At 32.8% G+C, this 14,170-nt stretch carries 16 protein-coding genes; 9 read left to right on the plus strand and 7 right to left on the minus strand.

What is annotated here, in order from left to right:
• Positions 1-2 precede the first annotated feature (2 nt).
• From FS85_RS0101090 to recF, 6 genes are all read right to left on the minus strand, one after another.
• Positions 3-281, minus strand: coding sequence for a 2TM domain-containing protein (locus FS85_RS0101090; RefSeq protein WP_010134108.1), 279 nt, complete (start codon positions 279-281; stop codon positions 3-5).
• Between the two features lie 12 nt (positions 282-293).
• Positions 294-1,610: a histidine kinase gene (locus FS85_RS0101095; protein ID WP_010134109.1), complete on the minus strand. Its 1,317-nt coding sequence runs from the start codon at positions 1,608-1,610 to the stop codon at positions 294-296.
• 2 nt (positions 1,611-1,612) lie between these two features.
• On the minus strand, positions 1,613-2,233 hold the full coding sequence (locus FS85_RS0101100) for a tetratricopeptide repeat protein (protein WP_316927713.1): 621 nt from the start codon (positions 2,231-2,233) through the stop codon (positions 1,613-1,615).
• A 122-nt stretch (positions 2,234-2,355) separates the two neighbouring features.
• On the minus strand, positions 2,356-4,509 hold the full coding sequence (locus FS85_RS0101105; protein WP_010134111.1) for a TonB-dependent receptor: 2,154 nt from the start codon (positions 4,507-4,509) through the stop codon (positions 2,356-2,358).
• A gap of 94 nt (positions 4,510-4,603) precedes the next feature.
• Positions 4,604-4,924: a DUF721 domain-containing protein gene (locus tag FS85_RS0101110; RefSeq protein ID WP_010134113.1), complete on the minus strand. Its 321-nt coding sequence runs from the start codon at positions 4,922-4,924 to the stop codon at positions 4,604-4,606.
• A complete protein-coding gene (gene recF, locus FS85_RS0101115) occupies positions 4,921-6,006 on the minus strand; it encodes a DNA replication/repair protein RecF (protein ID WP_010134114.1) in 1,086 nt (361 codons plus the stop codon). The genes FS85_RS0101110 and recF overlap by 4 nt, the downstream gene beginning before the upstream one ends.
• A 134-nt stretch (positions 6,007-6,140) precedes the next feature.
• Here recF and FS85_RS0101120 point away from each other — a divergent pair, with 134 nt between their 5' ends.
• The 9 genes from FS85_RS0101120 to FS85_RS0101160 all read left to right on the plus strand — a co-directional run bounded on the left by FS85_RS0101120 (position 6,141) and on the right by FS85_RS0101160 (position 13,467).
• Entirely contained in the window at positions 6,141-6,917 is a 777-nt protein-coding gene (locus FS85_RS0101120) for a tetratricopeptide repeat protein (RefSeq protein WP_010134115.1), read from the plus strand.
• A complete protein-coding gene (ribH, locus tag FS85_RS0101125) occupies positions 6,917-7,396 on the plus strand; it encodes a 6,7-dimethyl-8-ribityllumazine synthase (RefSeq protein WP_010134116.1) in 480 nt (159 codons plus the stop codon). Before FS85_RS0101120 ends, ribH begins: the two co-directional genes overlap by 1 nt.
• 80 nt (positions 7,397-7,476) lie before the next feature.
• Entirely contained in the window at positions 7,477-7,767 is a 291-nt protein-coding gene (locus FS85_RS14910) for a hypothetical protein (RefSeq protein WP_010134117.1), read from the plus strand.
• A 13-nt stretch (positions 7,768-7,780) separates the two neighbouring features.
• On the plus strand, positions 7,781-9,691 hold the full coding sequence (mutL, locus tag FS85_RS0101135; protein WP_010134118.1) for a DNA mismatch repair endonuclease MutL: 1,911 nt from the start codon (positions 7,781-7,783) through the stop codon (positions 9,689-9,691).
• Between the two features lie 4 nt (positions 9,692-9,695).
• Positions 9,696-10,412, plus strand: coding sequence for a rhomboid family intramembrane serine protease (locus tag FS85_RS0101140; protein ID WP_010134119.1), 717 nt, complete (start codon positions 9,696-9,698; stop codon positions 10,410-10,412).
• A gap of 1 nt (position 10,413) precedes the next feature.
• The gene (locus tag FS85_RS0101145) at positions 10,414-11,268 is read left to right on the plus strand and encodes a rhomboid family intramembrane serine protease (RefSeq protein ID WP_010134120.1); all 855 of its coding nucleotides are present in this window, start codon (positions 10,414-10,416) and stop codon (positions 11,266-11,268) included.
• Positions 11,265-12,275, plus strand: coding sequence for an endonuclease/exonuclease/phosphatase family protein (locus FS85_RS0101150; RefSeq protein WP_010134121.1), 1,011 nt, complete (start codon positions 11,265-11,267; stop codon positions 12,273-12,275). Before FS85_RS0101145 ends, FS85_RS0101150 begins: the two co-directional genes overlap by 4 nt.
• A gap of 12 nt (positions 12,276-12,287) precedes the next feature.
• Positions 12,288-12,647, plus strand: a complete 360-nt coding sequence (locus FS85_RS0101155; RefSeq protein WP_139062116.1) for a hypothetical protein — start codon at positions 12,288-12,290, stop codon at positions 12,645-12,647.
• 25 nt (positions 12,648-12,672) lie between these two features.
• Positions 12,673-13,467 (plus strand): carboxypeptidase-like regulatory domain-containing protein, encoded by a 795-nt coding sequence (locus FS85_RS0101160; RefSeq protein WP_010134124.1) that lies wholly within the window; start codon positions 12,673-12,675, stop codon positions 13,465-13,467.
• Positions 13,468-13,472: 5 nt separating this feature from the next.
• Here FS85_RS0101160 and FS85_RS0101165 read toward each other — a convergent pair whose 3' ends face one another.
• Positions 13,473-14,153 (minus strand): DUF2461 domain-containing protein, encoded by a 681-nt coding sequence (locus FS85_RS0101165; RefSeq protein ID WP_010134125.1) that lies wholly within the window; start codon positions 14,151-14,153, stop codon positions 13,473-13,475.
• Positions 14,154-14,170 lie beyond the last annotated feature (17 nt).

A 14,170-nucleotide genomic window follows, 5' to 3' on the forward strand; every position in this document is an offset into this window, starting at 1 on the left:
ACTTAACGATTATCTTGTTCCATAATTTCTCTTATTTTTCTATCTCGCCAATTGGTTCCTAATACAAAGAGTTTTATGGCGTGCAAAGCAAGACCCAATCCCCACCCAAATAATGGATACCAAAACCATTGAAATCCCCAAGAGGTCATGTAATTGATAAAAATTAAAAAGGGAATAACCACAAGGTACGAAGACAGGTTCCAGTAGAATTTATACAATTCTTCTACTCTTTTTTTTGCTCTTGTATATTTTTCTTGTTCAGAATTGTTTATAATTTCCATACATTTATCGGTTTAAAAATTTTCTTTTTCCATGATTTCTCTAATCTTTTTGTCTTGCCAAGAAGTTCCCAAAACAAAAAGCTTAACTGCTTGTAATAGCATTCCCATTCCCCATCCAAACGTAGGAAACCAAAACCATTGATAGCCCCAAAATGTTTTGTAATTGATAAAAATTAAAAAAGGAATAACCACAAAATAGGCTCCTAATCCCCAGTAAAAATTAGACAAATCGTCTACTCTTTTCTGAGCTCTTAAATATTTTTCTGATTCGTTTAAGTATGATGTTTTCATAATTTTAATATCTTTTGTTAAAAACGGTAGCTTTACAACAAACAGCTTATTTTCTTGTATAATATCTACCGTTTCTTTTGTAATAAGTTTGTAACGTTGTTTTATATTCTCCAAGCCGACTTTGGTGCTTTTTTCTAACACTTGTTTGGGATTAAAACTGTTCTTTATTACCAGTTTGTTATTTTCTTGATAAATTTTAATTACCAAAGGCTTTTGTGGTGTAATTGCATTGTGTTTTACAGCATTTTCTAACAACAATTGTAAAGATAAAGGCACAATTTTAAACTCCACCTCTTTTAATTCCTCACCTATTTCAAACTCAATTCCTTCTTCAAACCTTGTTTTTAATAGCTGCATGTAAGTGATGGCAAACTTAAGCTCATCAACAACAGCAACCACATCTTTATCCTTTTGTTCTAGAATGTACCTATATATTTTAGACAAACCTGTTGTAAATTTTTCTGCTCCTCTTGGGTTTTCTTCTATTAAACTTGTCAATACATTTAAGCTGTTAAACAAAAAATGTGGATCTAATTGGCTTTTCAAAGACTCAAACTTTGCAGATTCTGTTCTGGCAACTATTTGAGAGTCTTTAACCTTTCTTTCTTGTACTTGCTTATAGAAATAAATAGCATGAAAAATAATCACTATAACCAACGATATCAACAACCCAAACACATAATTTGCCAGTTTCTGATGACTTAGAAAGTAGTTAAAATCATGCCCTTCTAAATACATTACTTCAAACATCATTAATAAGAAAAGTCCTAATAATGTAATGGGAATTGAACCTACAATACCAACAAATACTCGTAATCTAGATTGATGCTCTTTCCATTTGTATTTTCCTAATAAGAAAAAGTATCCTGCATTTGCAAAACCTAAAACAAGTGCATACATAATGTTAAATGCAATAATTCTAAATAGTAAATTCGTAGAAATAAAGTCCCAAGAACCAAACAAACTGGTACTTATAAAGAATACGACAATTCCTATAATAACACAAACAAAGATGTGTTTAACGAGTTTTTGTATCATAATTATTTTTGTTTACCACATTGAGACAAAACTTGTTGTGCTCTTTCTTTTCCGTAAGATGGATAAAATGGTGTCGGTTTCTCAAATGTATCAAAAAGTTCAATGGCTTTCTCAATTTGTTTGCAATATGCACTAGTATCTTTTCCAAAGAATTTAGCCTTCCCTATGTCCCACTCTGCTTTTCCTAATACTACCCTAGGGTTGTTTGGAGCTATTTTTAATGCTTTTTGATACAAGTTAGACACTTTACCACTGTACATTGCTCCATAAGTTGCTCCATCAAAAGCAACCCATACTATATACCAAGTTGCTTGTGCTACTAAAATTTCGGCATTTTTAGGACTAACTTCTTTGGCTTTGTCTAAAAAAGCTTGAGCTTTGTCTAACCTTGTTTTTAGTTCTGCCTCATCTTTAACAGAAAATCCAGAAGTAATTAATGTCTGTGCAGCGTAGTAATATGGCAACCAATTTTGGGTTTCTACCATTGTAATCCTCTCAAACAACTGACTTGCTTTTACAGGTTGGTTTTGTCCCCATAATCCAAAAGCTTCTTTCATTTTGGCTTCGTAAGGCGATTGTGCGTTGCTGATTAATCCCATAAATAAGGCTACAATTAATGTCATTTTTTTCATCATTTTTAATTTTTAAAAGGTTGGTTATTAATACACTTCAAAGATCTTTTAGATAGGTCTATTAATAAAAAAGAGCCTTCTGAAGTGTTATTTTTTAGTGCTGAATTGTAGTTCTACAATTGATTTAATTGGTTGTCAGTTTCTTTTTTACTCAACGTCCAGAAAAATCCTACAAAAAAGAAACGATCTGCACTGGGTCTTATCGCTTCTCTTTGAAATATACCTTTAGCATTGGGCGTGTTTGCGTACTGGTATCCATTGATGTTTTTAGTTCCTAACAAGTTGCTAGCAGAAAAGAATAATATTTTTTGGGGACTGATAAGATACGCCCAGTTAAAGTCTAATGTTTGAAAAGCCTTGGTTTTTTCATTTAAAAATCCTGATATATTGGGATTGGTATAGGTACGTCCAGAAGCAAAACGATAGGTAAGGCCTAGTTGACTTTTCCAATTTTCCATCCAGTATTTGGTTACCACAGAGGCATTGTGCTTATTCACAAAACTAGGCTGAAAACTACCTGAATAATTTTTAAAGTCTCTTTGGGTATCTAAAAAAGAGTAACTAAGCCAATAGTCTAAGTTTTTTATTCCTTTATTGTCTCTCCAAAATACATCTACTCCTCTGGCAAAACCTTTTCCTTTGTTGTTGTATTGGCTGGTAAACTGAGGAGTAACAGTATTGTATTTAATTAAGTCTTTGTATTTTTTATAAAAGCCTTCTACCCTAAACAACATCCCTTTTTGGTTTCGTTGGTAATTCACAATGTATTGCTCAGAGCTTTCTGAATGAATATTTTGTGTAAACTTAAGCACCTCCTTTTCTGGATTTTGATGAAAAGTACCTGTAGCCAAAGAAAGTTGTCCTTTATTTCCCAATTTATAGGCCAATGAAAGTCGATAGTCCGTTTGTAATGAATGGGATAAATTATTCCAAGAAAAGCGGTTTCCCAGTTGAGCTATGAATTTCTTAGAAAACAAAAAGCTAGATTCTTGATAACTTGCGAAAATGCGATTGTTAAACCCGTATGAATAGGATTGAATTGGAGTGATAAAAATTTCATCAAACTTTTGTAAAAAAGATTCTATACCAAAATTCAATTTGTAGAAACTGCCTACTTTGTAATTTGCCTTTACTTTAGCATGAACTGCTTGTTGCGTATTGTCTATTTTATCTGAGTTGATAAATGATTTGGTATTGGCCAATGTATAACTTATTCCGTAAAAAGTAGACCAGTTTTTGTTGATTTTATGACGGTAAGATGAATTTGCATATGCATTAGTTGCATCCGTTTTAAAATTTAAACCATCAGGATAATTTATATGAGTTTGTGTAATGTCAAACCTTGCTGCATCAAATGCTGCATAGAACTTAAATAATCCTTTGGTTACTTTTTTTCGGTAAACAGATTCTCCTGCAAAAGCCTCGTAAGGTTTGTTCCATTGGTTGCTATCTGTATACAACTCTGTATAAGGTCCTAAATTGATATACGAAGTATTTACCGTTAAAGAACTACCATCCCAAACTTGAGTATTTCCAAGTCCGACTCCTAAACTCATCACACTAATATCTGTTCTTTCATTTTCTGGTTCATCTATGGTGTTCATCAACAAAATACCAGACAAGGCTTGTCCGTATTCTGCAGAATAACCTCCAGTAGAAAACGATATTCCTTTAAACAAAAAAGGAGAATATCGCCCTCGTGTTGGTGCATTGTTCGTGGTTGCAACATACGGTGTAAAAACACGAATACCATCAATAAAAATCTGAGTTTCTTCTGCCCTACCACCTCTTACAAACAACCTACCGTCTTCGGCAACAGTACTGGTTCCTGGCATGGTTTGAAAAGCAGCAATAGGATCTGCCAAAGACCCCGCTGTAGTCACAATATCCAGTGGTTTTAGGGTTGTTGTTTTGCTTTTTTCTCCTGCACTAAACGTACCTGCACTTAGCACAACAGCATTCAAGGAATTTACGTTCTCTTTTAACACAACTTGTAAATTCTGAAGTTCCGATACTTTTTTTTGAAGCTCCTTAGAATCAAAACCTAAATTGCTTACAACCAAAATTTGTTTTCCTTTTTTTTGGGTGACGAATTCAAATTCTCCGTTAACATCGGTAGTCGTACCTTCATAAGTTCCTTTTAAAAAAATACTTACAAACGCTAGTGGTTGTTGATGACTGTCTGTTACCTTTCCACTTATTTTTGTCTGACCAAAAGCAAACAAAGAGAAAAGAAAAGCAAATGTAAAAAGCTGTAGTTGTTTCATGACACAAATTGATTTTTCATCAAAAGTGCCGCTAAAACGCTACTTTATAAATTTTGAATTACTGAGTTGTTAAAATTGATAGACGAGTTGTTACTTAGTTCAAAATCACCTTTTTTATGACTTCTTCTCCTAGGGCTTCGTTCATCATTTTTTGAATTTTTTCTTTTCCGTAATTTAATTCATTCCTAAGCGCTGCAGAGGAAATAGCAACTCTTAAAATGCCGTTGTTTAGAGAAATTTTTTCTGTATAAGCTTTTACTCCAGGTCCCATTAATTTTTCCCACTCTTCTTCTACTGCAATTTTTTGAAAGCCTTTTTCTAAATTGTTAGCTTTTATAAAATGTTTCATCAAAGCACTCATAGGGTTGGCTTCGCTATTGCGTTGTGTTAAAGAAGTGTCTTTATTTTTTTTCATTGCAACTGAAATATTTTGTAGGATTGTTGTGTCGCTTTTACCACGTTTTCGGTTCTTTGGGTATGGGTATCGCTAATAAAAATTTGCCCAAAATGATCTTTATTTACCAAATTAATTACTTGCGATACTCTATTTTCATCCAGCTTATCAAAAACATCATCAAACAATAAAATAGGTTTTTTGCCTGTTAGTTGTTTGGTAAATTCAAACTGTGCTAATTTTAATGCAATTAAATAAGACTTTTGTTGCCCTTGCGAACCAAACTTTTTAATAGGATATCCATTCAATTCAAATTGCAAATCGTCTTTGTGTATTCCCACAGAGGTATACTGCAACACTCTATCTTTTTCTAAAAAATCGTCTAACAAACTAAGCAAAGGTTTTTCGTGCAATTGTGTTTTGTATAACAACTGAACTTCTTCTTTAGAATTGCTTATTTCTTGGTAACACTGGTTAAAGATAGGAGCAAATTCTTGCAAAAACCAATTCCTTTTTTCGTAAATACGAACACTTAAGTCCGACAATTGTTCGTTGTAAACTTTAAGGTTTAGTGCATCAAAAGTTCTGTTGGCAGCAAAATACTTAAGCAAAGCATTTCTTTGGGTTAACAACTTATTGTAGTTGATTAAATTTTGCAAATACATTCGGTCTTGTTGAGAAATAACTCCATCCATAAACTTACGTCGGGTTTCACTTCCCTCAATAATTAAATCTCTGTCCGATGGAGAAATCATAACCAAAGGCACATTTCCTATGTGGTCGGCAAACTTATCATATGCTTTTCCGTTTTTTTTAACCACCTTTTTATTTCCTTTTTTAACGCTGCATAAAATTTTATCTACCCGATTTTCTTCCATCAAATAATCTCCTTCTATCATAAAAAAATCTTCTCCATGTTTGATGTTCTGACTTGCAATTGCATTAAAATAACTCTTGGTATAAGACAAATAGTAAATAGCATCTAACACATTGGTTTTTCCTACCCCATTGTTTCCAACAAAACAGTTGATTTTAGCATCAAACTCAAACAATTCTGATGCTATACTTTTATAATTTACCAAAGATAGTTTTTGAAGATACATCTACGTTTTTAGGCTTTTTAAAATGGCTTGCAATTTATCATTTTTTAGCGAATCCGCAGTTTTGATATTCGATTAAAAAAACTATTTTTGTCCAACTTAGAAATTAAATAAAAACAATAAACAACATAAATCCTATGGCTACATACCAAAAAAGAGGTTATAAAAAGACGATTGAAGCTGAAGAAGAAGTAATCGTAGACAATGAAGGAAATTTAGAACACAGCACAACTGCAGAAGTTTTTAACACCCTAGATGAAACAGCCAACAAATCCGAAAAATGGATAGAAAATAACAGCAAACTACTTTTTATTAGTTTGATTGCCATTGTTGTGTTGATTTTTGGGTACATGGGATACCAACAATTTGTAGTTGCTCCAAAAGAAAAAGAAGCAGCAAATGCTTTGGTTTTTGCCAAAGAAGAATTTAACAAAGCAAATGCCAGCGAAGACACCTCATTATACAATACAGCATTAGAAGGGGCACAAGGTAAATATGGATTGTTAGATATTGCTGACAATTATGGAGGAACCAATGCTGGTAATTTAGCAAAATATTACGCAGGAATTTCTTACTTAAAATTAGCTGAGTACGACAATGCTATTACTTATTTAAAAGACGTATCTACACAAGATGCAGTATTAAACGCTGTTATCAAAGGAAGTATAGGAGATGCTTACTTAGCCAAAGGAGACAATGGTAAAGCAATGAGCTATTTTAACGATGCTGCTAGTAGCACCGACAACCATGCTGTAGCTCCTGTATATTTGTTAAAAGCAGGAAAATTAGCTTTGTCGTTAAAAGAATACAGCAAAGCAGAAGATTATTTTGAAGAGATTGAGACTTCATTCCCTAAATCTTCTCAAGCAGATGAATTAAAAAAATACAGCAACCAAGCAAAATACGCTAACTAATGGCAACTACAGATTTATCAGCATATGATAAAAACGATTTGCCCAATGTAAAAGGTTTTCGTTTTGGAATTGTTACTTCGGAATGGAATCCACAAGTAACTGAAAATTTAACTTTAGGAGCTATTGATACGCTTATAGACAATGGTGTTTCTGAAGAAGACATTATTACTTGGAAAGTTCCTGGTAGTTTTGAGTTGATTTATGGATGCAAAAAAATGTTAGAAAGCAGAAATGTAGATGCCATTATTGCTATTGGATGTGTGATTCAAGGAGAAACCAAACATTTTGATTTTGTTTGTGACGGAGTTACTCAAGGAATTAAAGATTTAAATTTAACTTATGATGTTCCTACCATTTTTTGTGTACTAACAGACAACAACCAACAACAGTCTTTAGACCGATCTGGAGGAAAATTAGGAAATAAAGGAGTAGAATGTGCCGTAGCAGCAATAAAAATGGCTGCACTAAACAAAAGATAGTTAACAACTCCTCCCCTTATAACAAAGCATTATTGTCGAATTTTTCGTAAATTTGACCATAATGTTTTTTCTTTTACACTATGTTCAAAACTCCCTTTAAACCCATCGGTCATTATGTATTTGATTACAAGCCTCGTTACTACGACGAGCGCAAAGAGCGTTTGGAAGCTTTAGAGCAGCGATACAAAAACGAAAGAAACCAAAAAGAAAATCCAAACGATGATGAGTATCAGGTAACCTTGACCAAAAACAATTTAAAAAATGAATGGTCTAGAACCCGATCTAACGCCAAAGCCGATGCCAAATCGACTTACCGACTTGCTATTATCATTACTATTTTAGCAGGAATTGCCCTATATATTTTAAGATAAGCCCTTATTTTTAATGTCTGACATTATTCAATTATTACCCGATCATGTTGCCAATCAAATAGCAGCTGGCGAGGTAGTGCAAAGACCCGCATCTGTAGTAAAAGAATTGCTAGAAAATGCAATAGATGCTGGAGCCAAAAACATACATTTAATTTTAAAAGATGCTGGAAAAACATTAATTCAAGTAATTGATGATGGTTCTGGAATGTCTCAAACTGATGCTCGTTTGTGTTTTGAAAGGCATGCTACTTCAAAAATTAGAGAAGCCGAAGATTTGTTTAACCTAAACACTAAAGGCTTTAGAGGAGAGGCAATGGCCTCTATAGCTGCTATTGCACAAGTAGAAATGAAAACTCGTTTGGCTACCGAAGAGTTAGGAACTTGTATACAAATAGAAGCTAGTAAAATTATTCATCAAGAAATAACAACAACTCCTGTAGGAACCAATACTTGCGTTAAAAATTTATTTTTTAACATTCCTGCACGTCGAAATTTTCTAAAATCTGATGCTGTAGAAACGCGTCACATAATAGACGAATTTCAACGAGTTGCCTTAGTACACCCTGATATTGGTTTTGCAATGAATCATAACAATTCAGAAATTTTTAAACTTCCTTCGGGAAACTTAAAACAACGAGTGGTGAATATTTTTGGTCAAAAAACCAATGAAAAACTTATTCCTATTCAAGAAGATACAGACTTGGTTTCTGTGGACGGATTTATTATTAAACCACAATTTTCTAAAAAAAAACGCGGGGAGCAATTCTTTTTTGTAAACAATAGATTTATTAAAAGTCCATACCTACATCATGCAATTAACAGTGCTTTTGATGGCTTGCTAGAAAGAGAGCATCATCCTGGTTATTTTTTATATCTAAAAGTTCCCACACATTCTATCGACATCAATATACATCCTACCAAAACAGAGGTAAAGTTTGACAATGAAAAGGTGTTATACGAAATTATAAAAGCTGCTGTAAAGCATAGTTTGGGGCAATTTAACATGAAACCTTCTTTAGACTTTTCTAGAGATAAAAACCTAGAAACACCTTATCATTACAAAGATGCTCCCATTAAAACTCCTACTATACAGGTAGACCCTAATTTTAATCCTTTTAAATCCGAGAGTAATTTTAATCCTTTTGATACAGATCCAAAGCCTGTAAAAAAAACAAATGTCAATTTAGGAATCGAAACGGTTAGCAACAAAGAAAAACAATCTTTTGCCTCTCGCCCAATTACAAAAAAACAAGGAGATTGGGAAGCTTTGTATCACGGAATAGAATCGGTAGCAAATAAAGAACCTAACAAAGAAGAACTTGCTCCTGAGTTGTTTGAAAAAACAGAAAACAATCAGCTAGTTGATACATTTCAGGTGGTTAAAAAATATATTTTATGCCATCTAAATACAGGTACGTTTTTAGTACATCAACATTTGGCACATCAACGAATTTTATACGAAAATTTTCTAGCTAACATCACTGTAAAAGAAGCTTCTAGCCAACAATTACTATTTCCTATTTACCTGAGCTACAGTACTCAAGAAATTCACATTCTAAAAACCATACAAGAAGAACTAGAAAGTACTGGTTTTTTATTTGACAAAATAACCGAAAAGGCTGTGGTTGTGACAGGAATTCCGACAACTATTACAGAAAGTCAGATTAGCATGGTTTTTGAACAATTAATTGAAGATTTTCAACAGGATATTCAAGAAAATAGTTTTAGTCAACTAGATATGATTGCTAAATCTTTGTCCAAAACTTTGGCAATTAGAACAGGGACTAAGCTTACGGATACCGAACAACAAAATCTGATTAATGATTTGTTTGCTTGCAAAGAGGCTAACATTTCTCCGTTTAGAAAAAAAATATTCACAAAAATAGACATCAAAAAATTGGATGCCTTTTTTAACCTAGATTAACAACATGATTCGTCTTCCCGAAACTATAAAACACTTAATCATCATCAACGTTTTGTTTTTTGTAGCTACCATGGCTATTCAAAATTTTGATTTGTTTGAACTTTTTACACTCCACTACTTTGAACATCCCAAGTTTAGAATCTGGCAATTAATAACAGGTATTTTTATGCATGGTAGCATTAGCCACTTGTTTTTTAATATGATTGGATTGTACTTTTTAGGAACTCCAATGTTACAATTATGGGGTAAAAACAGATTTTTATTTTTCTATTTATCTGCTGGAATTGGTGCTAGTTTGATATTTTTACTGGAAAGACAATTAGAGTTTCAGAACGCAATGAGTGAATTGTTAGCCATGGGAGCCACCAAAGAAGAATTGTACGGGTTGTTTAGCGACACCAAATCTTTTCAAAACCCCATAATGGAAACTGCCAATCGTATTTACGGCACACGTCTTTTGGGTGCTTCGGGAGCTATATTTGGTTTGTTAGCTGCTTTTGGATGGTATTTTCCAAATGCTAAAATTTACCTTTATTTCTTCATCCCTATTACCGTAAAATATTTTGTTCCTGTAGTAGTCCTCGCCGATCTGATTTCTGGACTAACAGGTGTGCCTATTTTAAGCCCCGTAAATGTTGCTTATTTTGCACATGTAGCAGGAGCAGTAATTGGTTTGATTATTGCGTACGTCTGGAAAAAAAATCAACATAGAATGTATTGATATGGCAAATTCTATCATCGCACAGCTTAAACAAAAATACCTAACAGGAAGCATTGTAGAAAAGCTTATTTTTATCAATGTACTAATTTTTGTATTGACATTTTTTGTGGGGGGATTGGTGCAACTTTTACATTACTCAGATAATTTTTTCTGGCGTTGGTTTGCACTATCTGCTTATTTGCCCGAGTTTTTTAACAAACCGTGGACACTTGTTTCTTTTGGTTTTTTACATGCCGATTTTTTTCATTTGCTGTTTAACATGCTGTATTTAAATTTTATTGGCCGCTTGTTTTTAGACTATTTTATTCCCAAAAAACTTTTAAACTTTTATTTGTTTGGAACTTTAAGTGGTGGGTTGCTATTTTTGCTAACTTATAATCTAATTCCGTCTTTGCAAAACACTCCTGCTATTTTGTTAGGAGCTTCTGCTGGAGTAATGGCAATTATGATAGGAATTACCACTCATATTCCTAATTACGAACTAAGAATACCTTTGATTGGTTATGTTAAAATTTGGATTATTGCTGCTATTTTTATCGCCATTGATTTGATTAGTATTACTGATAATACTGGAGGTAGGTTTGCACATTTAGGAGGAGCTTTGTACGGATTTTTAGCCATTTACTACAAAGACAGTTTGAGTTTCCAGAATCCTTTTAAAGGATGGTTTGCTAAAAAAAACACTTTAAAAACATCTTACAAAAACAGCACAAAAAATCAGAAAAATCATGCAAAGAACAATCAAGAAACTCAGCAAAAAATAGATGTTATTTTAGATAAAATTAGTAAATCGGGTTACGAATCATTATCCAAAGAAGAAAAAGAATTTTTATTTCAACAAGGAAAAAATCGATGAAAAAGAAACTTAATTTGCTAGAAAAACTAGCCTTTTTTCTAAACATTGTAGTTGCTGTAGTTTTGTGTATAGTCTATGCCATACCTTATTTAGATCCGCATTTTTTTCCTTATACTAATTTACTAAGCCTTTCTTACCCACTTTTTTTAGCCATTAATTTATTCTTTGTATTGTTTTGGTTGCTGCGACTAAGAATTCAGTTTTTATTCTCATTACTGGTAATTGGTTTGGGCTATCAGCAAATTACCTCTTTTTTCTCCCTACATGGCAAAGAAGTTTTAAAGCAATCAGACATTCAGGTTTTATCGTATAATGTAAGACAATTTAACAAAGGTAGATGGATCCAATCACCTACCATTACGCAAGAACTGTTTCAATTTATCAATCAGCAAAAAGCAGATTTGGTTTGCATACAAGAATACCATGCGTTTTCTAACCATAAGGTTGACCTTCCGTATGCCTACACCAAAAGAAAAAATGCAAACGAACTGGCTATTTTTTCTAGATATCCTATACTGAACAAAGGAAGTTTAAATTTTAAAAACACGACAAACAATGTTATTTATGTAGATGTTAAAATTCATGGTGAAACCATTAGAATCTATAATTTGCATATAGAATCGTTTAGACTAAACACCCAACAAGAACATTACGGTGATGCTACCAACGAAGCTTTGCTAAAAAGATTTAAACGTGTTTTTATAAAGCAATCAGAACAAATAAATGAATTAAAAGCACACATAGATGCTTGCCCTTATAGAAGTATTGTTGCGGGAGACACCAATAACACTTCATTTTCTTGGAATTATCATCACCTGATAAAAGGAAGAAAAGATGCCTTTGTTGAAGCAGGAACAGGGTTTGGAAGTACGTTTAACTATCTATTTCCTTTGCGAATTGATTTTATCTTACCCGATGAGACTATGAACATTGGTTCTTTTACCAATTTTGATGTAAAACTTTCTGACCATTTTCCTATTATGGCTAGAATAGATTTGAATAATTAGTATCTTTAACCTATGAAAAAAAAGAGATTCTACCTTATTTTATGCATCTTGATTAGTCAAGTATCTTTCTCTCAAAAAACGGATGACAAAGACTTAGAAGCTATTCAAAAATCCATTTTTACAGATTTTAGAATTCCAATTCGTGAAAACATAAACGAATCAGATTTACGACAAGATGGTTGGAAAACTGATGCTGGAGCTTATACATTTAGATGCAGAGATCGCAAAAGAATAAGAATGACCTTATGGTATTTAGATTCTGGTCCTAAAAAAGTAATTGGCTCGGAATTTGTAAACATAACAGCTGCGATAGATAAATGTCAAAAAGGAGATTTAAAGTATCGTGAATACCATGACAAAGAAGCTTACTAAAATCCCCTCTTTTAACTTACAAAACATGAACAAAAACTATCTTTTAATACTTATTTGCCTACTGTTCTTTAGCTTAGGACATGCACAAGATTTGCTAAAATTTAGCTTAAAGGGTAAAATTTCTAATGCCATAGACAGCACTGCTATTGATGGAACTACATTGTTAAACCTAACAACTATTGATGGAACTGTATCTGATAAAAATGGTTTATTTGAAATTGACACCCAAGAAAATGACACCATATTAATTTCGCACATAGGTTTTGAGTCGATCAAACTTAAAATTACCCGAGATTTATCAAAAGGAACAGAATTAGACATTCAACTACATCCTAAGATAGAACAATTAGAAGAAGTTCGTGTTCACAAATTGATTGGGGTTTTGGAAATTGATATTAAAAATGTTCCTAAAGACAAATACAATAGAGTGCATATTAACGGGTTGCCACAAACATATGAAATTCGAAAAAATAACAGTTCTGTATCTAGTTTAAGTGTTGGGAAAGCCTTAACAAACCCTGTAGACTTTGTGTACAATCTGTTTGGAAAAAAACCCAAAAAACTACGTGATTTAAAAGAACTTAAAGAAAAAGATGCTACCAGAGAAATTCTAACCAATCGATTTGATAGAGAAATTATTTTGGATTACCTACAAATGGATTTGAATGAGTTGACAGAGGTTTTATCTGAGTGTAACTATTCTACTTTCTTTATTCAAAAAGCTACAGATTTACAACTGATAGAAGCTGTTCTAGAATGCTACGAAAATCACAAAGCCATCAAAAAAGGAAGCACCTCCAAAGAACTTAAAAACAACTAAAATGTTTAGTCTATTAACGACTCTCCATTAAGGTTAGTGGTTAAGACACTACTCATATAATCTAAAAAAGGTCTTGCTGTTTGAAAAGATAGCAAGACTTTTTGATAAAAATCAGGAGCCAACACTTCTTTATCAGTAAAAGTTCTCATCAGCATAAAATCTTTTTTCCTTATAAGTTCAATCGCAGGGTGCTCTTTATCAAAACCTTTAGGAGCCGTTTTTAATGTTTGTCCCTGATAAAAACCTCCATAGATTTCTAGCAGTTCTGGATGGTTTATAATCTGTTGGATTTCTTCCGAGTCCATTTCAAACTCTTTTCTAATTCTAAACAAATCTTCTTTATTAGGTTGCCAAAAACCACAAGCTACAAAAGATGTGTTGGGTGTTATTTCTACATGATAACCTCCTCTTAATGCCTCTGTAGCACGCTTGTAACTACAACTTCTATATATTTTATATGGAGATTTATCTCTAGAAAAACGAACGTCTCTATAAATTCTGTACGCTTTCATGTCTTCTATCAAATCGGTTTCTTTTAAGCCTTCCATTACTTGTGTAAAAAAAATCTTGAGTTGTGCATCTTCTTCTTGAAACCACTCCTTATTATCTGCAAACCATTCACGATTGTTGTTTTCTTTTAAGGCATTTAAAAATTTAAAAACAGAAGGTTGTATTTGTATAGACATTGTTGTTTTTATAGAAA

The organism is Ochrovirga pacifica (assembly GCF_000220525.1).
Lineage (GTDB): Bacteria > Bacteroidota > Bacteroidia > Flavobacteriales > Flavobacteriaceae > Ochrovirga > Ochrovirga pacifica.

Coding starts and splice junctions, on each gene's coding strand:
- FS85_RS0101090 (WP_010134108.1), bottom strand. CDS start 281: ATGGAAATTATAAACAATTCTGAACAAGAAAAATATACAAGAGCAAAA.
- FS85_RS0101095 (WP_010134109.1), bottom strand. CDS start 1,610: ATGATACAAAAACTCGTTAAACACATCTTTGTTTGTGTTATTATAGGA.
- FS85_RS0101100 (WP_316927713.1), bottom strand. CDS start 2,233: ATGACATTAATTGTAGCCTTATTTATGGGATTAATCAGCAACGCACAA.
- FS85_RS0101105 (WP_010134111.1), bottom strand. CDS start 4,509: ATGAAACAACTACAGCTTTTTACATTTGCTTTTCTTTTCTCTTTGTTT.
- FS85_RS0101110 (WP_010134113.1), bottom strand. CDS start 4,924: ATGAAAAAAAATAAAGACACTTCTTTAACACAACGCAATAGCGAAGCC.
- recF (WP_010134114.1), bottom strand. CDS start 6,006: ATGTATCTTCAAAAACTATCTTTGGTAAATTATAAAAGTATAGCATCA.
- FS85_RS0101120 (WP_010134115.1), top strand. CDS start 6,141: ATGGCTACATACCAAAAAAGAGGTTATAAAAAGACGATTGAAGCTGAA.
- ribH (WP_010134116.1), top strand. CDS start 6,917: ATGGCAACTACAGATTTATCAGCATATGATAAAAACGATTTGCCCAAT.
- FS85_RS14910 (WP_010134117.1), top strand. CDS start 7,477: ATGTTCAAAACTCCCTTTAAACCCATCGGTCATTATGTATTTGATTAC.
- mutL (WP_010134118.1), top strand. CDS start 7,781: ATGTCTGACATTATTCAATTATTACCCGATCATGTTGCCAATCAAATA.
- FS85_RS0101140 (WP_010134119.1), top strand. CDS start 9,696: ATGATTCGTCTTCCCGAAACTATAAAACACTTAATCATCATCAACGTT.
- FS85_RS0101145 (WP_010134120.1), top strand. CDS start 10,414: ATGGCAAATTCTATCATCGCACAGCTTAAACAAAAATACCTAACAGGA.
- FS85_RS0101150 (WP_010134121.1), top strand. CDS start 11,265: ATGAAAAAGAAACTTAATTTGCTAGAAAAACTAGCCTTTTTTCTAAAC.
- FS85_RS0101155 (WP_139062116.1), top strand. CDS start 12,288: ATGAAAAAAAAGAGATTCTACCTTATTTTATGCATCTTGATTAGTCAA.
- FS85_RS0101160 (WP_010134124.1), top strand. CDS start 12,673: ATGAACAAAAACTATCTTTTAATACTTATTTGCCTACTGTTCTTTAGC.
- FS85_RS0101165 (WP_010134125.1), bottom strand. CDS start 14,153: ATGTCTATACAAATACAACCTTCTGTTTTTAAATTTTTAAATGCCTTA.